The organism is Sphingorhabdus sp. YGSMI21 (assembly GCF_002776575.1).
GTDB lineage: Bacteria > Pseudomonadota > Alphaproteobacteria > Sphingomonadales > Sphingomonadaceae > Parasphingorhabdus.
Genome location: NZ_CP022548.1, coordinates 3,769,957 through 3,787,958 on the forward strand (window position 1 = coordinate 3,769,957; position 18,002 = coordinate 3,787,958).

The window sequence follows — 18,002 nt, forward strand, 5'->3', positions numbered from 1 at the left end:
TTCACGCCTTTTTCTTGCGGCGACGCAGGCTGAGACGAGGCACGGCGTTGCTTTTCTTTAGCGCCTTGCCGCGACCGGAAAGAGACGGGTTGGTCATGAAATAGCGATGCAGGTTGAACGGCTTGTCGGACGGCTTTACTCTCGTGTAGCTACCATCGGCATTCAGCTCCCAACTCTGTTCGTCATCAATCAGATTGGCAACCATGACCTGATCCAATATCTGGTCGTGGACGGTCTTGTTGGTGATCGGCATCATATATTCCACACGCCGGTCAAGGTTTCGTGGCATCCAGTCAGCCGATGAAATATAGAGCTTCGCTCCGTCATTCGGCAATTCCCTGCCATTGCCAAAGGCCCATATGCGGCTATGTTCGAGAAACCGGCCAACGACCGATTTTACGCGAATATGGTCGGACATGCCCGGCACATCGGGCCTGAGGCAGCAAATACCGCGAACCACCAGATCAATTTCGACACCGGCGTTGCTCGCCTGATAGAGTTTTTCAATGAGTGCCGGATCAACCAGCGAATTCATCTTGGCCCAGACCATGCCCGGCTTGCCGGCCCGGACATTGGCAATTTCCTGATCGATCAGGCCCATCAGGTCGTTGCGCATGTCGCGGGGTGACATGGAAATAAGTTCCAACGCCTTGGGCTCGACATAGCCGGTGATATAATTAAACAATTGCGCCGCATCGCGCGCGGCTCGCGGGTCGGCGGTGAAGAAGCTAAGATCGGTATAGATTTTGGCGGTTACCGGATGGTAATTGCCAGTGCCAAAATGGCAATAGGTGCGATAGCCTTCCTGTTCCTTGCGAACGACCATCGATATTTTCGCATGCGTCTTCCATTCGATAAATCCGTAGACGACCTGGACGCCTGCCCTTTCCAACGCGCTTGCCCAGAGCAGATTCTGCTCTTCGTCAAAACGGGCCTTGAGTTCGACAATCGCGGTCACCGATTTACCCGCTTCGGCAGCATCTATCAGCGCACGGATAACGGCGGATTGCTTGCCGGCGCGATACAAGGTCTGCTTGATCGCCACCACATCGGGATCGGCAGCAGCCTGCCGCAAAAATTCGATCACCACCTCGAACGATTCATAGGGATGATGGACCAAAATATCCTTGTCCCGGATCGCGGCGAAACAGTCGCCGCCATGATCCCGTATACGCTCGGGAAAACGCGGACTATACGGCGTGAATTTCAGATCCGGACGGTCTTCTTCGACCAATATGTCGAGATCGCCGACGCCGACCAGCCCGTTGATGCGGCTTTCGGTGGCCCCGTCATCGAGCAGATTTTCCCGCAACATCGCGATCACCGGTTCGGCAAGATTCGGCCCCATTTCCAGCCGGATCACATCACCGCGGCGTCGGCGTTTGATAGCGCTGCGGAAATAGCGGACGAGATCTTCAGCCTCTTCCTCCACCTCGATATCGCTGTCGCGGATGATCCGGAACAGTCCGCTGTTTTTCACGGCGTAGCCCGGAAACAGGATATCGGAAAATTCCTGAATCGCCGTCTCGACCGAAACGTAGATTGCCGATTCTCCGGGCAAGCGGATGAAGCGCGCGAGGCCCGACGGGATCATCACCAGTTCTCTGATACCCTGATTGTCGGATTCCCTGACCAGATCGAAAACAAGGCTCAGCCCCTTGTTGGGAATGAAGGGGAAGGGATGGGCCGGATCGAGCGCTTGCGGGGTGAGTACCGGGAATATCTGGTCAATGAAATGCTGCCTGAGCCAGCTCTTCGAATCCTCGGACAGGTCGGCCACAGCCGAGACAAAAATATCTTCCTCAGCCAGCGTTCTGGACAGGGCCGCCCATACCCGTTGCTGATGTTCGATCAGCAAATCTGTCCGGGCCGCTATCGCTTCCAACTGCTGCGTGGCGGTCAGGCCATCGGCTGAACGTTCCTCGATTTTCTGCCGATATTGTCCGACCAATCCGGCGAAGCGAACCATGAAAAACTCGTCCAGATTGTTCCCGGATATCGACAGAAAGCGCAGCCGTTCTAGCAACGGATGGGCGCTGTTCTCGGCCTCTTCGATAACCCGCTCGTTAAAGCCTAGCCAGCTGATTTCCCGATTGAAATACCGCTTACCGCTCTCCTCCGTCGAGGCAACGGGGACAGTATCCGCAGGCAGCACATCCGCATCAGGCGATTCTGCAGCAGGATTTTCCATGGGCTAAATATCCACCTTTTCATCATCGGCTTCAAAAAAACCGAGCGCTGATTTCGCGATTGCCAGATTTATCGGTTTCCGGGACTCAATTGCTAACGAGTCCATTTTTTGCGCCAGTTCAAGCACCATGGCATAGGACCGAACCATGCGCTTTTCCAGATAGCGCAACGCATCCTGAGATATTGTCAGCCCGCGTATGGCGAAATATTTCTGAAAGAGGCCGTCGATCATCGCCTGATCGGGAGCACCAATTTCAACATGCAGCGACGCGGCCAGACGGGATTTGAGATCCGGAAGAGTGATCCCCCACTCCGACACCGGCTTGGCCGCCAAAATTAAAAGCGGCTTTTGCTCGCTGTTGGCGCGATTCCAGAGATGGAATATCTCTGTGTCCTTATGATCTGCAGCATCGTCGAGGGAGAACCCGCCGCTCTCCGCTTCGAACGCCGCGGCCATCGTGGTTTTGCCAGAGGCTTCGGGACCGGTCAGAATCAAGGTATGATGCACCCAATCCTGCCAATTCTGCAAATGCCTGTGCACTTCGGCATTGGCTGCGGTCACCAGATATCCCCCCTGATCCGGCGACGGTTTCTGTTCAAGAGGGAGGGCTATCTGACTCATGGTCCCGTTATATTATTGTCCGGAGCGACTGATACGCAAGGCGCCCGCTCCTTGCTGAACTTGCCATCCTTGCGCTCGCAGCGCCTGAGCCAGCGTAGAAATATCGCCTCTATAGGTCACGCTCATGACTGAAACACCGCCTAGAGCGAGGCTGGACGTGGAAGCGGAGGTAACGCCTGGGATCGCGCGTAGCGACGCTTCGCCGCGCCCGACAGCGCCAACATCCGGCGTATCAAATTGCAGCGAGATACTGGTTGCGGCAGCAGGTGCGGCTATAGGTGCTTCTCCGGCGGACTCGGTTGCGCTGTTCCCTGCGTCTGATGCAGCATCCTCGCCCCCGCCTACCTCGCCAGCCAGATCCTCATCCAGATCAAAATCTTCAAGATCGAGCTCGTCCAGATTAAACGGATCCTCAATGATCAACGACTTGTCGGTTTTCAATATGCCCCGCGACAGGGCACTGGCATAGATATTATCAAGACGCGCGATGCCCTGGTCCATCATCTTGGGTATATCTTCGCTGCGGTCCACTTTGAGGGCGAAGCTGTCGATAAACCGGTTGTCGGGACCATAGCGCGCCGTGAAACGACCGGTCACCGGACCGCCGGGATATTCATAGGTCAGCCGGACAATCGGAATGATGACATCGGCTGCGCCGAACTGATCGAGAATATTGCGCCACCAGCGCCGACTCGGACGATTGGCCTGCCCTGCGGTCAGCACCAGCGATTCGCTGTCCGACCCATAAGGCCGCACATAATCAATGGCGCTGTCCCCGGAGCGGAAACGCGCCCAAGCCTTTTGCCATTCGGTGCGGTTCTCGAACACCTGCGGAGAACCACCGCTCCACATGATCGGTAGAACCAGCAGCGGCGGAGAACGCAACCGCCGGCCGCCAACGCCCAAGATCGAACCCGTTCGCGCCCGATCAAACATCACGCCTAGCGTGGCAATATAGCGTTTGGGGCCGATCTGCTCCTGCTCGACAATAATCGCCGAGACGATGGTATTGAGCGTACCGTCAGGCAGTCCGGAGGTCTCCCCGCCCTGCGTACGCTTGTAGAGCATCTTCCAGGCCTTGCGCTGGGCTTCTTCCCAGCCTTTTTTCCGCGCGTCGAATGCATTATCGCCATGGACATCGACTTCCACGCCCATGACTTCAAAATCACCGGTGCTGGCCAGCGGCGCGACGCCGCGCTCCGTACCTTCCAGCTGGGCATAGACAACGGTTCCCGCGAGCACAGTCACGACGGCAATGGCGGCGGCAATCTTGGTCCGGAAGTCACTCAAAAAACTCATTTGCGCCCTTTTGACGATTATGGCGTAGAAATCCAGCCGCGACTTGTCTAATCGCTCAAGCTATGAGTGAAAAGCAAAATGAGCCGGATTCTTACACCTATGCGAAAGCCGGTGTGTCCATCGAAGCGGGCAATGCCCTGATCAAGGCGATCGCGCCTCTGGCCAAAGCCACGGCGCGCCCTGGCGCCAATGCCGAACTCGGTGGTTTCGGGGGATTTTTTGATCTTAAGGCGGCGGGCTATCAGGATCCGCTGCTGGTCGCGGCCAACGACGGCGTTGGCACCAAGCTGAAACTGGCGATCGACTATGGCCGCCATGACACGGTCGGCATTGATCTTGTTGCCATGTGCGTCAACGATCTGATCGTACAGGGGGCAGAACCCCTGTTTTTCCTCGACTATTTCGCCACCGGAAAGCTCGAGAACGGCATTGCTGAACGGGTTGTGGCGGGGATTGCCGATGGCTGCAAGATGTCAGGCTGCGCCCTGATCGGCGGCGAAACGGCGGAGATGCCTGGCATGTATGCCGACGGCGACTATGATCTTGCCGGATTCTGTGTGGGTGCGGTGGAACGCGAAAAGGCCGTGACCGGAATGACGATCGAGCCGGGCGATGTGCTTCTCGGTCTCGAATCCTCCGGCGTTCATTCCAACGGTTTTTCACTGGTCCGCCGACTAGCCGCCGACAAGGACTGGAAAATGGACCGCCCTGCCCTGTTCAACCCGGATATATTGCTGATCGAAGCCCTGATCGTGCCGACCCGGATTTACGTGAAGTCGCTACTGCCGCTGATGCAGTCCGGCCGGATCAAGGCGCTGGCCCATATTACGGGCGGCGGATTGCTGGAAAATATCCCGCGCGTTTTGCCGAATGGCACGCACGCCCATGTCGATGCTTCGAGCTGGGAGCAGCCCCGCCTGATGGCCTTCCTGCAGGCACAGGGCAATATCGAGCCGGAGGAAATGGCGCGGACATTCAATTGCGGCATCGGTATGGTGCTGGCGGTATCGCCCGACCAAGTGCAGTCGATCACAGACGATCTGGAAGCCGCCGGCGAGAAGGTCCACAGGATCGGTGATGTCCGTGACGGGCCCAAAGGCTGCTCAGTATCGGGCGCACGCGGCATATGGTCGGCGACGGACGACTGGACCGCCACGCACAATGGCTGAAAAGGCCAAAATCGCGATTCTAATTTCCGGCCGCGGGTCGAATATGGCGGCGATGGTCTATGCAGCCAAATCCTCCGACTGCCCCTTCGAGATCGTACTGGTGGCATCGAATGATCCCCAAGCGCCCGGCCTGAGACTGGCCGAAGCGGAAAATATCGCAACGTTCGTTCATCCGCACAAAGGCCTGGAGCGCGAAGCGCATGATGCAATGATGCACGAGGCCATAGTCGAAGCCGGGGCAGAATATGTCGTGCTGGCTGGCTATATGCGGATCTTGAGTGATGGTTTTGTCAGAAAATGGACGGACCATATGCTGAATATCCATCCCAGCCTGCTACCGAAATACAAAGGCCTCGACACCTATCAGCGCGCTATCGATGCGGGCGACAGCGTCGCGGGATGCAGTGTCCATCTCGTAACTGCGGAACTGGATGATGGCCCTGTACTGGCCCAGACCGAGGTCGCCATTTGGCCCGACGACGATGCCGACAGTCTGGCCAGCCGCATTTTGATCGCCGAACATCAGCTCTATCCCGCCACGCTCGCCAAATATGTCACGCGCGAGGCGGATCCGGACTGGATATTGGCCCAGGTTCGCGCGCGTGCGCTGGCGCTCGAGGAGACCCACGAACGGGCCAGTTTCGGCGCCCCCGGTTGGCGCGTGGGCAGCCAAACAACGGGCAAATATTTCGCCTATTTCGCGCAGAGCTATCATGGCGAGGCCAGCATAGCCCTTCTCGTAAAGACCACTGGACTGGACGAGCAGGCTGCATTGATCAGTGCCGATCCCGACCTCTATTATTCTCCCAAATTTTACGGAAAGTCAGGCTGGATCGCGATCCGCCTCGACACAGGCCGTACCGATTGGGACCATATTGCGGACCGGCTGTACAGCAGCTGGTGCCAGGTGGCGCCGAAACGACTTACCAAGATGATTGCAATCGCCGACCAATTTTAGGGGATAATGCATCACGGGCTGAAAATCTTTGGACAACAAGGAGGAGGGAGAACTGTTATCCAAAAAGGTCTGCGGCCCGAATTGGGAAAAGAAACTCCAACCCGCGATGCAGTTTTACAGATAGGTGGTAACCGCTGTGAAATCCATACGGCCCTTGGACCGTATGACTCCCTGACTACATTCCCGCCTCGACAGCCAGTCGGACCATGTCCGCCGCGCTGGGTACATCGAGCCGTTTCATCAGGATCGAACGATGCATTTTTACGGTCCGCTCGCTGAGACCCAGTTCATGCGCGATCTGTTTGTTGAGCAGCCCCTTGGCGATGAATTGCAGCACTTCCCGTTGCCGCTTCGACAGCTCTTTCACAATCTCGACAGCCCGCATGCGGCGCGCTTTCGCCAGCGCAGGAACATCCGCATCGATTTCCACCTGCGATCCCAGAAAATATTCCAGCTCGCCCTCTTCGTCGAACAGGGGAGCCACCAGCACCGCATTCTGGAACGGCGTGCCGTCCTTCTTATAATTCAAAATCTCGACCAGGACGGACTTTTGCTGCCGCACCCCGCGCCGAATTTCCTCCGTCAGCCAGGGCTTTGTCTCTTCGCCCGAGAGAAAACGGCAATTCCGACCGATAATGAAGTCCCGGTCATAGCCCGTCAGTTCCACAAAGGCATCGTTGACGGCGACAAGCGGATTATCGGGCAAACGCGGATTGCTGACCACAGAGGCAATCGGACTTTTTTCGATCAGGCCCATGACAGAGGCCGTGGGCAAATCCGATTTGGAAATCGCCATCTGGTTTTTCATGCTGGAATTCTGTTCGCGCTCCATCGGATTAAGCTACTCTACATATAGTGTTAAAGGCAAGCGTAGAGCGGAACCGTGGCCATGGGCATTTGCCCGCAATGAAGCGGCCCGACGGCATCCACACCCTCAGGTCAGCAGCGAAACATTTCCTCCCGCAGCGGTCGTATCGATACAGACATGCCGTTCAACCAGACATTGCTGACCAAAATTCTCTTCGGTGATGATCGGGATCAGCGGCCCGTCGCGTTTCGCCAATGCCTCGCGGATAGCGTGGACATCCGCGATTTCGCTCCAGCAGACAACGGCATCGATACCGGTCAAGGCAGACAGCATTTCGCGAGGCACAAATCCGTCGACCGTCTGTTTTCCGGTAGCGCCGGGAACGCAGGTCAACGACACGCAGCCCTGCTGATGCGCCGTCTCGGCCTGCCTTGCAGCATCTTCCGCTGTAGGACCAAGACACAATATCGTCCCCCGCGCATAGGTGAACAGCTCATTCGATTCACCGGTAGGTCCGGGCATGATCTCGGAACTGCGTGGTCGCATGTCGACAGCCGGCAAGTTGTCGAGTGCCGCCTGCACCCTGTCAAGGGTTAGCTGATTGCCCTGTTCGATCGCCGACACCGGCCTGGAGCCCGCATGGAAGCGCGTTAGATAATGTGGCCCGCCGGCCTTGGGGCCGGTGCCGGACAGACCCTCTCCGCCAAAGGGTTGCGAACCGACCACCGCACCGACCTGGTTGCGATTGACGTAGATATTCCCGACCTTCAAGGCGCTGGTCAGCTTGTCGATGCGGCGCTCGATCCGGGTCTGCAGGCCGAAGGTCAGCCCGTAGCCGCGACTGTTGATATCGCTGACAATCATGTCCAGCTCGTCATTCTTGAACGTTGCAACATGCAGGACGGGACCAAAAATTTCCTCTGCCAGATCGTTGATTCCGTTCACCCGGATGACCGCCGGACCGACAAAATGGCCTTCATCCGGACAGTCGAGCTGCTTCAGCAACCGGCCGTCTTTCCGTGCGGTGGCGATATGGCTGCTGATTTTATCGTGCGCCGCCTGATCGATCACCGGGCCGATGTCGGTCGACAACCACCAGGGATTGCCCATTTCAGTAGCATCCATGGCGCCGAAGAGCATGTTCAGAAAAGAATCGGCGACATCTTCCTGCAGATAGAGAACCCGCAAGGCCGAGCAACGCTGCCCGGCCGACTGGAATGCCGAAGTAATGATATCGCGAACCGATTGTTCGGGCAAAGCGGTCGAATCGACGATCATGCAGTTCAGGCCGCCGGTCTCCGCGATCAGCAACGAGTCCGCCTGACCATTTTCGGCGATATTCCGGTTTATCGTCTGGGCCGTCGCGGTAGAGCCGGTAAAACAGACACCATTGATCCGGGCATCACCGCTGATCGTTGCCCCAACGGTCGCACCAGCACCGGGCAGCAACTGCAGAGAAGCAACAGGAACGCCGGCTTCGTGCAGCAAATTGGTGGCAAGCGCTGCTATAAGCGGCGTCTGGTCGGCTGGTTTCGCCAATACCGCATTGCCCGCAGCGAGAGCCGCGGCAACCTGACCGGTAAAAATCGCCAGCGGAAAATTCCAGGGCGAGATGCAGCTGATGATGCCACGGGGCTTGCTCTCCGGATGTTTCTCCGCTTCCTTGGCATAATAGCGCAGGAAGTCGACCGCCTCGCGCAGTTCCGCGATCGTATCGAACTGGGTCTTGCCCGCTTCGCGCGCCAGCAATGCGAAAATTTCGCCATGATGGTGTTCGTAAAGATCGGCGGCCCGGCGCAGGATCGCGGCCCGCTCGGACACCGGAGCATCCCAGGACCGGGCGTCTTCTATGGCCTGTAGCGCCTGGCTCTCGTCCGCCTCGATCACTTCGCCGACCTGACTGTCCACGCGCGCCGGATTGAATATCTTGCGGGTGGTTCCGCTGGTGACCGGCCGAACGGTGATCGGCGAGGAACGCCACAGCTTCTCGGCAAATGGCGCCCGCTCTCCGACATATTCGTTCATGTCGGTGCGATTGGCCAGATCCCAGCCGCGCGAGTTGACCCGTTCCGGCTGGTAGAGATCGACCGGCTTGATGATTTTCGACCGGCTGGCCTGCTGATCGGCTTTCAGCGTCGCGAAAGGATCGGTGGCGATCATTTCGGCCGCCACCGCATGGTTGGCCAACTGGTTGACGAAGGACGAGTTCGCGCCATTCTCCAGCAACCGCCGCACGAGATAGGCGAGCAGTTCGCGATGCTTGCCGACAGGCGCATAGATTCGCGACCGCACTTTTTCATTGCGCAGCAGCGCATCGTGCAAGGTTTCGCCCATACCGTGAAGCCTCTGGAATTCGAAATTCTGCTGGTTCCCTGCCATTTCGAGAATGGCGGCGACGCTGTGCGCATTATGCGTGGCAAATTGCGGGTAGATCCGGTCGGTCATTTTCAGCAGCTGCGACGCGCAGCAAATATAGCTGATATCGGTCGCCGACTTGGTCGTGAACACCGGAAAATCGGGGACACCGTCCATCTGCGCACGTTTGATCTCGCTGTCCCAATAGGCGCCCTTGACCAGGCGAACCATGATCTTGCGGTCCAGCTGCGTCGCCAGCGAATAGAGCCAGTCGATCACAAAGCTGGCGCGCTTGCCAAAAGCCTGGACGACAACGCCGAAGCCGTCCCAGCCGGTCAGGCGCGGATCGCTGAGCACCATCTCGATCATGTCGAGCGATATGCCCAGACGATAGGCTTCCTCGGCGTCGATATTCAGACCGATATTGGCATCGCGCGCGGCCCGCGCCAGTTCACCCACGCGTTCGGCAAGTTCGGGCACCGCCTTGGCCTGCTGGCTCATCTCGTAGCGCGGATAGAGCGCCGACAATTTGATCGACAGCCCCGGGTTTTCCCGCAAGTCATCGGAAATGGCGACCTTGGCTATTTCCTCGATCGCGTCGGCATAGGCGGCGAAATATTCATCCGCGCCTTCCTGCGTGATCGCGGCCTCTCCCAACATGTCATAGGAATAGGTGGCGCCCTTCGCTTTCCACTTCTCCGCCCGCTTCAAGGCGAGCTTCATATCCTCGCCAAGGACGAACTGATTACCGAGTTCCTTCATCGCCTGGCGCACCGCCACCCGGATCACCGGTTCGCCCAGGCGCTTGATCGCACCGCGCAGGGCGTCGAGCGGCCCGCGGCTTTCCGGCTTGTTGATCACGCTGCGCGTCATCTCCAGCGCATAGGTCGACGCATTGACCAGCGAGCTTTCCGACTGGCCGATATGCTCGCGCCAGTTGGAGGGCCCGATCTTGTCCTCGATCAGCGCGTCGATCGTCTGGTTGTCCGGCACGCGCAACAGCGCCTCGGCCAAGGTCATCAGCGCCAGACCTTCGTCGGTCGACAGCCCATATTCGCCGAGAAAACTTTCCGTCAACGTCGGCCCCGAGGCGCTCCGCACATCGCGGACAACCTGGATCGCCCGCTCCTGAATCCGCTTGCGGGTCGGCTCGTCCGGCGCATAGTTGGAAATCAGATAATCCAGGATCTCATCTTCATCACTGCGGTGATGCGTGCGGATTTTTTCCCGGTAGTCCATCAGGGTGTTCATGGGGCAACGGCTTCCTAATAATTGTGGCGACATATTTTCGATTGGGGGAACAATGTCATTGTGAGGCCGGACAGCGAACGATCATATGATCGTGTTGATCGGTTCGGCCGGGTGGCACCGAATATCTCACTTCCGGTTGCAAACGCAACCTTTGTCAATTGACCGAGGCAAATTTGGTCAATTGGGGCGTTACCGCGATGCGAAGATAGAGAGGCATTGCTCGCTGTCTCTCTGGGCCTTTGCGACTTCGTGCCTTCGTGCGAACTCAATCAATATGCGTCGCGCTGGAAACTTTACAGAAAAGCCCGGTTTTATTTTCCGTGACTTTTGCCCGAATACCTCAGGTTTCCGGGACTTTTGAACCAGCAACGGCGCGCCGAGTGTGACCTTTCGATTTTGGCCGACAATCGCTCCCCTTCAATTCCAGGGGCGTGCGGAGGGGGCTTCGTCATCTCCAGATTGTCAAAGAGCGCGGCCCAAGCTTGTCGCAGGACCGCGGAACAGGATAGGCCATGGCAGTGGGTGTAGGAAAGCGGTTTTGCGAGATCGCCCTGAACATGTTGCGCCTTCTCCCACGAGGGAGAAGGATAGGAGATCTTGGCGCCAAGGCGTCAGCGGAGGCGGCTAGATGCAGTTAGCTGAGGATGTTCTGATCTCCGGTCGCTGTGCCCTCACCGTCCGACTCACCCTTACCCGGCTTCGTCCAGGCCGCAAGCTGCCGATTCTGAGCGCCCTGCGTCGTTCGGTTCGAGGTCAAAATCGCCGCGTTATCGCTTTCATTTTTTCAATGGGCCCGCGCGAAGCCGCGAAGCCGCGAAGGTTGGAAAACAGCGCGCAATCGCTTCGCGACTTCGCGGTTTCGCGCGATTCCGGCCGTTGCCAAGCCGGGTCACATGACGGGAAACGTTCGGAGAATGTTTCTGACCGGCTCAATCTTGAAAATGTCGCTCGTCCGACATGGCAAGAACAGCCCCATCAAATGGTCAGGACACCACGCCTTCCACCACCGATTTCGCATTGTCGACGCGAATGGCCGCACCATTGATGAACTTGCTTTCATCGGAGGCCAGGAAAAGCACGGTATTGGCAATATCATCCGGTTCGCCGAGCGCACTCGGTGCCGGGCCTTCGCTGGAAGGGCGGAGATCGTCACGGCCCATGACCTTGGGGCCGATGGCCTCGACCATCGGCGTCAATATGCCGGCGGGATGGACGCTGTTGCAGCGGATGTTATATTTATTGTTGGCGCAGTGAACGGCGACGCTGCGGGTCAGGCTTTCGATCGCGCCTTTGGCCATCGAATAGGCGACGACGATCGGCTCGCCGATGATCGAAGCGATCGAGCACATGTTGATGATCGTCCCGCCACCCGAAGCCTTCATCGCCGGCACGGCATATTTGCAGCCATAAAAGGCGCCGTCGGCGCTGACCGCCATGACGAAGCGATATTCCTCGGTGGTTTGCGTCTCGATCGTGCCGGGTTCGACCACGCCGGCATTATTCACCAATATGTCGAGTCTGCCATGGCGCGAAACGACATCGGCGATCAGGTCTTCCCAGCCCTGCTCGTCGCGGACGTCCTGCAGCTGGAATTCCGCCGCATCACCGATTTCTACGGCAACGCGCTGACCATTTTCCTCGTCCATGTCGGTGAGGATGACCGTTGCGCCCTCCCGCGCGAATATCCGGGCATCGGCTTCACCCAATCCCTTGGCCGCGCCTGTTATTATTGCCACTTTGCCTTGCAGTCTGCCCATGCTTTATCTCCTCAACGATCATTGCGGTGAAGGCTAGGGCCAGAGTCAAATTATAACGACTGGCAAAATTAGGAGATATCAGGAATGTACAGTTTGGAGCAGCTTTCGGCACGCGAGGAAATCCGCGATATCCTGCACCGCTATTGCAAGGGGATCGATCGCCGCGACTGGCCGCTGGTCCGCTCCTGCTTCGCCGATGACCATGTCCACAAACATGGCGATTATGAAGGGCCGCCGGACGAGTTCATCGGCTTTGCCAGCCAGACGCTGGAAAATATCCCGGGCACCCACCACTCGATCTCCAATGTCCATATCGACCTGTCGGATGACGGCAACAGCGCCACCAGCGAGGCCAATTTCGTCGCCTATCACTATATCGAGGCGGGCAACCCCGACTTCGCTGCCTGCCAGACCCATGGCAAGGCCACCGACTGGATCGTCGCCGGCCGCTATTGCGACAGGCTGGAAAAACGCGACGGCGCCTGGATCATCGTCAAGCGCGAAGCCTTCCACGACTGGGAACGATCCGAAGAAGCCAGCAGTTCGGCAGTAACCGTCGGCAATCATGCGGGAGGCAGCTAGACGTTCCGGGCGGATTGCCGCAGAGATGGCGTTCCTTGGCACCACGAGGAGGCGCCATGACCAGCCTTAACCGTCCGGAAATATTGCACGCCTTTCAGAATTCGACGGCGCGACGCGGCTTCCGCGTCAGTCCTCGATACGTTGCAGGTTGATCCTGGCATTGCTACCCACTGCGCGGTCCTTAAGATAAAGCCGGTCGCCAACCAATCGCCAGCCAAAGATGATGTCACTGTCTTTGAAGAATATCTGCTTTTCGTTCACGGCGAATTCTTCCGTCTCGCTCTCTTCCACGCCACGGGGCGGCTTGACGCGCTCGGTTTGAACATAGCCTTCGTCATCCTCCTCCGTCTCGAAGGTCATGATATTCCCTTTGAAAACATCGACAAACCCCGTCGCGCGGACAACTTTCCAACGGCCTGAGATTGCCCTGTGCCGGATATTTTCAGGTAGCTCGCCGGAATAGCCGGCATAATAAGCGGCTTCGGCGCGCATATTGCCAACGAGCTTGAGTTCGGAATCCAGGCTGGCCAGCGAAGCGTTCTTCAGCCTGTTTTCGAGATCCGAAAGGATGCTGAAGGCCCGTTTCGGGTCATTGTCGATATGATAGGCCGTGGTGGCGCTCTGCATATGCAGAAACTGGTCAACCAGATTTTGCGACAAACGCAAAGGCGCGCTGGCGACGGCACCCGGCGGCGCTACAGTCAACTGGTCGGTCCCGGCCTTGCCCGATTGTGCCTCGGCGTAACTGAGCGAGACATTCATGAGCCATCCGTCCTCGTCAATGGCGGCCACTGGCAAGTTTGCGCGTTCGCTAGACTTGCCAAGCGTGACATAAATACCGCCGCCATTATTGCTGAGGAACACCGTGGGAATTGTCACGGCGATTGCCCCGTCCCTTCCGCTTGTCATCAGGCTATCGGGTACGCCGAAAACACCCGTTGCGGCCCAACCATTAGCGGGCACGATTGTCAGTTTCAAATCATGGGCGAGCTCTCCGCCCATCAATTCGAATTGTCTGGAAAAGACATCTTCGACAGCGGCTTGATCCTCGATAAAGAACAGATTCCCACCCCGCACGCTCGACAATTTTGTCGCGAGACTGTCGTCGAATATAACGCCGACGCCGATCGTTGTAAGGCCGACGTCGCGCTGCGAGGCGGCAATTGCCATGCCCATGAAGCCTTCTGCAGACGTATCACCAACATTGGCGTTTTCATCGGTGAACAGCATCACACGGGTCGAACCGGGGAACCCTTTCTGGCTATCAAACGCCGTATCATAGCCAACTTTGAGGCCCGCTTCCATATTGGTGGAGCCAGCGCTTTCGATCGCGTTGACCTTGGACAAGATGGCACGGCGATTTTGCTTCAACTTGGTGGGATTCATCCATACATGCGATTCATCGCCGTAAAGGACAATGGAGAGCTGGTCGTCGTCCTGCATCTGGCTGACAATCCGGCGCAAACTCTGCCGGACAAGCTCGAGCGGTTCACCCCACATCGATCCCGATTTGTCAACGACAGCGACCAGATTGAGCGGCGGGCGCTTGTAGAGAGCTTCATCGATATTGGTCGCAAAGCCAAGCCCGACAAATAGCTTGTCAGCGGGGCGTCCGGGCAAAGATGCGGGCATGGCTTCCGTTACCAGACAGAACATCTGTTCACATTTCTGAGTGCTGGGAAGAGTCAGATCATGCTCGCCCATCAGCCCCTCAATGGTCAGCATTTCCGGTCGGGGCATCCCGTCTTCAGCCGCTTTTCGAAATCGGCGGGCATCCTGAGCTCCGCCTTGGCGAGCGGATGTCACGACTATGACGTTATAATCGTCCTCTTCCTGCAGGACTTGAGCCTGTGGTCTCTCGGGGAGGATAGCGCACGATGCGATGACGAACCATGTTGCGAATTTACTGAAGCTATCCATCAATCCCCTCCTGACAAAGCAGTTCTTGCCAGCATCTTGCCATGCGCTCGGGGAATCGCAAGTTTTTAGGATCATCGATCCGAAATAGTATATCCTTAGCTACTGCTCGGCCTTGCCGACCATGTCGGCGCAAAAGTCGACTTTTCTATCCACCAACTGACATCTACTGTGAAAAATCTCCCTAGCGCTCTGCGCGCCCGCATTTTTGACAAATTGACGATCGACTGGCAATATCCGGGCGCCTGGAGCTTTTCAGGGGTATGTGATGAACCGACAGGACCTCATCAGCGCCGTTGCCGAAGCAAGCGGCCTGAGCAAGACAGACGCAGCCAAAGCGGTCGACGCGATTTTCGATGCGATTGCGGGTACATTGAGCCGGGGCGGAGATGTCCGTCTCGCCGGATTTGGCACATTCTCCACATCCAGACGCAAGGCATCGACCGGCAGAAACCCCCGCACCGGGGAACCGATGCAATTAGCACCCTCGACCAGTGCAAAATTCAAGGCCGGGAAGGGTCTGAAAGAAGCCATCAACAACCGCCGCGGCGGCGATGATGGCTGGATTGGCCCCAAATTCAGATAATGCAATCGGCTGGCACCGCATATGACACCTGAAAAACGACTGGAAAATCTGCGCAAGGAACAGGATGCCTATTCCGCCAAGGTCAGCGAAACCAGCCGCTATATCGGCTATGGCCTTGTCGCGGCAGCCTTCAGCCTGTTGTCGCGGGCCACGGAATTCAGCAAGGGCATGGAAGCCTTCGCCGACAATCTTTTGGTCTGGGCAGCAATCTGCGGGTGTATCGCCGTGTCGCTCGATTATCTCCAGATGTTGATGGGATGGCTGGCAGCGAGCCAAGCGGCAAATAACGGCACCGAATATAAGCAGACGAAACGCGGCAAGCAATTTCAAGCCGTTCTCAATTTCTCATTTTACGGCAAGCAGGTTGTTGCGATCAGCGGTGTGCTGTTTTTGTTGACTGCTATCGGCAGCCGCGTTTCCTTTCCCGCGATCGCCGGCTGAAACTTTCTTTTTCGCACCGCAGGCTCTCGTAACAGAAGCCCGTCGCTCCCGCCGATACTAGACCAGCAGATAGCCGCCATCGACGGTGATAATCTCCCCGGTCATGAACGCCCCGGCATTGCTTGCCAGCAAGAGCGCCGGCCCCATGATATCCTCGTCGTGGCCCCAGCGGTGTAGCGGGATCATTGCAATTTCCTGCTCATATTGCTCTTTATCCTGCTCGACCAGGCTGGTCATTTTGGAATGGAAGCGTCCCGGCGCGATGGCGTTCACCCGGATATGATCGTCGGCCAGCAGGCTGGCAAGATTGCGGGTGAGCTGGTGGATCGCCGCTTTGGACGTGCCATAGCTGATGCCACTCCCCGCGCTGCCGAGAATACCGGCGATCGAGCCGATGTTGATGACGGAGGCGCTGTTCTGCGCCGTCGCATTGGCTTTCAGCAAAGGCAGAAGCTGCTGGGTCAGGAAAAATGGCGTCTTCACGTTGAGGTCCATGACCTTGTCCCAGCCGATTTCGGGAAACTCTTCGACCGACGCCATCCAGCCGGTGCCGGCGTTGTTGACCAGCACGTCGATATGATCTTCCCGCTTCGCCAGTGCCTTGGCAAAGGCTGCGATTTCTTCTCCGCTGCTCATATCACCGGGGAGCGCTACGCATTCGCCGCTATCGCTCAGACCGGACAATTCTTTGGCGGTCGCGTCACATTCTTCGGGTTTGCGAGCGGTGATATAGACCCGCTTGGCGCCAGCTTCCAGAAAGGCGCGTGCCATGGCTTTTCCCAGACCCCTGGAGCCTCCGGTGATAACGCAGACTTTGTCGTGCATCGAAAACAGATTATTTTGCATCGGAAAACTTCCTTCAGAGTGGGTGCGGATTCATGGGTACGCTACACGCAAACTCTGTCAGTTGTCAGGAAGTTTCGGATAAATATCGCAGCAAAATCTACTGCGCTGGCAGACCGGCCTCGCCCCACCTAGCTTGCTGGATAACCAAAAAAACGCCCGGAGTCAGAATGTGCGACCGGGCGTCTTTAACTGAGCAAAATGCGTTCGGCTTAGCCGACGATTTCGTCTTCGTTGAAGAAATAGGCGATTTCGATCGCGGCATTTTCTTCGCTGTCCGAACCATGGACCGTATTCGCTTCGAGGCTTTCGGCCAGTTCCTTGCGGATCGTGCCCGGAGCGGCGTCGGCAGGGTTGGTCGCGCCCATGATGTCGCGGTTCGCCTGCATCGCATTTTCGCCTTCAAGAACCTGAACGACGCAAGGGCCGCTGATCATGAAATCGACCAGTTCGCCGAAGAAAGGACGATCCTTGTGAACCGCGTAAAAGCCTTCGGCCTGTTCGCGGGTCATGTGGATGCGCTTGGAAGCGACGACGCGTAGGCCTGCTTCTTCCAGCATCTTGGTAACAGCACCGGTGATGTTGCGACGGGTAGCGTCGGGTTTAATGATCGAGAATGTCCGTGTCACGGCCATGATAAAGCTCCATAAATGTAGGGATAGTCAAAAGTTGCGCCGCCCTTAGCCGCTGCACTGCACCATGGCAAGTTTTCGATGATCGTCTGACCGTCCTGGTCGGCAGTTTCGCGGAAATCAGGGGCCTTCGACCCAGCGCCCGCCATCCTGTTTCCAGTAGCGCGGGGTCACATCATCCTTGGCCGCCAAGTCCCGCCAGGCGTTTCGCGCGTTGTCGATTTGTTCGGCTGTAAACAGGAAGAAAGCGCGCTCGAATGCCAGCGCCTCTTCCCGCCACAAGCCATCCGACAGGATGATATAGGAGGCACCGTTTGCCGCATCGCATTGCTCTGAAATCAGGATCGGCTGATCGGCCTGCCGCTCGGACCCTGCAAAATCGTGGGCCAGGAAGCTGGCCGGATCATCGCTCCACAATGCATTGCCCAGTGCCACGCACCGGGCCTCGTCTTGCGACACAAGGAGAACCCTTTTGCCTGCTTCCAGAGACTTGCCCGCCAGCATGGGCACCAGCTTGTCCGCCGGGTCGCGGGTCAGGTGATAGAAATCAACCCGCACCCGCTACGCTTTCCCACAAGAATTCAGCGTCATT

The 18,002-nt window shown here is 57.5% G+C and carries 15 protein-coding genes; 5 read left to right on the forward strand and 10 right to left on the reverse strand.

What is annotated here, in order from left to right; genetic code table 11:
• Position 1 precedes the first annotated feature (1 nt).
• From CHN51_RS18055 to CHN51_RS18065, 3 genes are all read right to left on the reverse strand, one after another.
• Entirely contained in the window at positions 2–2,191 is a 2,190-nt protein-coding gene (locus CHN51_RS18055) for an RNA degradosome polyphosphate kinase (RefSeq protein ID WP_100095260.1), read from the reverse strand.
• A gap of 3 nt (positions 2,192–2,194) precedes the next feature.
• Positions 2,195–2,752 carry a DnaA/Hda family protein gene (locus CHN51_RS18060; RefSeq protein ID WP_123906361.1) on the reverse strand — a complete coding sequence of 186 codons (558 nt, stop codon included), beginning with the start codon at positions 2,750–2,752 and terminating at the stop codon, positions 2,195–2,197.
• Positions 2,753–2,824: 72 nt separating this feature from the next.
• A complete protein-coding gene (locus tag CHN51_RS18065) occupies positions 2,825–4,111 on the reverse strand; it encodes a hypothetical protein (RefSeq protein WP_100095262.1) in 1,287 nt (428 codons plus the stop codon).
• Positions 4,112–4,173: 62 nt separating this feature from the next.
• On the opposite strand from CHN51_RS18065, the gene purM reads away from it, so the two are divergent.
• Positions 4,174–5,280, forward strand: coding sequence for a phosphoribosylformylglycinamidine cyclo-ligase (purM, locus tag CHN51_RS18070; RefSeq protein ID WP_100095263.1), 1,107 nt, complete (start codon positions 4,174–4,176; stop codon positions 5,278–5,280).
• A complete protein-coding gene (purN, locus tag CHN51_RS18075; protein WP_100095264.1) occupies positions 5,273–6,238 on the forward strand; it encodes a phosphoribosylglycinamide formyltransferase in 966 nt (321 codons plus the stop codon). The genes purM and purN overlap by 8 nt, the downstream gene beginning before the upstream one ends.
• 175 nt (positions 6,239–6,413) lie before the next feature.
• On the opposite strand, the gene CHN51_RS18080 is transcribed toward purN, so the two are convergent.
• From CHN51_RS18080 to CHN51_RS18090, 3 genes are all read right to left on the reverse strand, one after another.
• Positions 6,414–7,046 carry a LuxR C-terminal-related transcriptional regulator gene (locus tag CHN51_RS18080; protein ID WP_240616799.1) on the reverse strand — a complete coding sequence of 211 codons (633 nt, stop codon included), beginning with the start codon at positions 7,044–7,046 and terminating at the stop codon, positions 6,414–6,416.
• 126 nt (positions 7,047–7,172) lie between these two features.
• Entirely contained in the window at positions 7,173–10,652 is a 3,480-nt protein-coding gene (gene putA / locus CHN51_RS18085) for a bifunctional proline dehydrogenase/L-glutamate gamma-semialdehyde dehydrogenase PutA (RefSeq protein WP_100095265.1), read from the reverse strand.
• Between the two features lie 983 nt (positions 10,653–11,635).
• Positions 11,636–12,409, reverse strand: coding sequence for an SDR family oxidoreductase (locus CHN51_RS18090; RefSeq protein ID WP_100095266.1), 774 nt, complete (start codon positions 12,407–12,409; stop codon positions 11,636–11,638).
• Positions 12,410–12,493: 84 nt separating this feature from the next.
• On the opposite strand from CHN51_RS18090, the gene CHN51_RS18095 reads away from it, so the two are divergent.
• Entirely contained in the window at positions 12,494–12,991 is a 498-nt protein-coding gene (locus tag CHN51_RS18095) for a nuclear transport factor 2 family protein (RefSeq protein WP_100095267.1), read from the forward strand.
• 126 nt (positions 12,992–13,117) lie between these two features.
• Here the strand turns inward: CHN51_RS18095 and CHN51_RS18100 are convergent, their stop codons facing one another.
• The gene (locus CHN51_RS18100) at positions 13,118–14,911 is read right to left on the reverse strand and encodes a VWA domain-containing protein (RefSeq protein WP_164089273.1); all 1,794 of its coding nucleotides are present in this window, start codon (positions 14,909–14,911) and stop codon (positions 13,118–13,120) included.
• Between the two features lie 265 nt (positions 14,912–15,176).
• Between CHN51_RS18100 and CHN51_RS18105 the strand changes: the two genes are divergently transcribed.
• Both CHN51_RS18105 and CHN51_RS18110 read left to right on the forward strand, forming a co-directional pair.
• Entirely contained in the window at positions 15,177–15,494 is a 318-nt protein-coding gene (locus CHN51_RS18105) for an HU family DNA-binding protein (protein ID WP_100095269.1), read from the forward strand.
• 21 nt (positions 15,495–15,515) lie between these two features.
• Complete coding sequence (locus CHN51_RS18110) at positions 15,516–15,935, forward strand: hypothetical protein (RefSeq protein WP_100095270.1); 420 nt, start codon at positions 15,516–15,518, stop codon at positions 15,933–15,935.
• Positions 15,936–15,992: 57 nt separating this feature from the next.
• Here the strand turns inward: CHN51_RS18110 and CHN51_RS18115 are convergent, their stop codons facing one another.
• The 3 genes from CHN51_RS18115 to CHN51_RS18125 form a co-directional block, all read right to left on the reverse strand.
• Complete coding sequence (locus CHN51_RS18115) at positions 15,993–16,781, reverse strand: SDR family oxidoreductase (RefSeq protein ID WP_100095271.1); 789 nt, start codon at positions 16,779–16,781, stop codon at positions 15,993–15,995.
• A gap of 209 nt (positions 16,782–16,990) precedes the next feature.
• The gene (ndk, locus tag CHN51_RS18120) at positions 16,991–17,413 is read right to left on the reverse strand and encodes a nucleoside-diphosphate kinase (protein ID WP_100095272.1); all 423 of its coding nucleotides are present in this window, start codon (positions 17,411–17,413) and stop codon (positions 16,991–16,993) included.
• Between the two features lie 117 nt (positions 17,414–17,530).
• Positions 17,531–17,968 (reverse strand): DNA polymerase III subunit chi, encoded by a 438-nt coding sequence (locus CHN51_RS18125; RefSeq protein WP_100095273.1) that lies wholly within the window; start codon positions 17,966–17,968, stop codon positions 17,531–17,533.
• Positions 17,969–18,002 lie beyond the last annotated feature (34 nt).

Coding starts and splice junctions, on each gene's coding strand:
- CHN51_RS18055 (WP_100095260.1), bottom strand. CDS start 2,191: ATGGAAAATCCTGCTGCAGAATCGCCTGATGCGGATGTGCTGCCTGCG.
- CHN51_RS18065 (WP_100095262.1), bottom strand. CDS start 4,111: ATGAGTTTTTTGAGTGACTTCCGGACCAAGATTGCCGCCGCCATTGCC.
- purM (WP_100095263.1), top strand. CDS start 4,174: ATGAGTGAAAAGCAAAATGAGCCGGATTCTTACACCTATGCGAAAGCC.
- purN (WP_100095264.1), top strand. CDS start 5,273: ATGGCTGAAAAGGCCAAAATCGCGATTCTAATTTCCGGCCGCGGGTCG.
- CHN51_RS18080 (WP_240616799.1), bottom strand. CDS start 7,046: ATGAAAAACCAGATGGCGATTTCCAAATCGGATTTGCCCACGGCCTCT.
- putA (WP_100095265.1), bottom strand. CDS start 10,652: ATGAACACCCTGATGGACTACCGGGAAAAAATCCGCACGCATCACCGC.
- CHN51_RS18090 (WP_100095266.1), bottom strand. CDS start 12,409: ATGGGCAGACTGCAAGGCAAAGTGGCAATAATAACAGGCGCGGCCAAG.
- CHN51_RS18095 (WP_100095267.1), top strand. CDS start 12,494: ATGTACAGTTTGGAGCAGCTTTCGGCACGCGAGGAAATCCGCGATATC.
- CHN51_RS18100 (WP_164089273.1), bottom strand. CDS start 14,911: ATGGATAGCTTCAGTAAATTCGCAACATGGTTCGTCATCGCATCGTGC.
- CHN51_RS18105 (WP_100095269.1), top strand. CDS start 15,177: ATGAACCGACAGGACCTCATCAGCGCCGTTGCCGAAGCAAGCGGCCTG.
- CHN51_RS18110 (WP_100095270.1), top strand. CDS start 15,516: ATGACACCTGAAAAACGACTGGAAAATCTGCGCAAGGAACAGGATGCC.
- CHN51_RS18115 (WP_100095271.1), bottom strand. CDS start 16,781: ATGCAAAATAATCTGTTTTCGATGCACGACAAAGTCTGCGTTATCACC.
- ndk (WP_100095272.1), bottom strand. CDS start 17,413: ATGGCCGTGACACGGACATTCTCGATCATTAAACCCGACGCTACCCGT.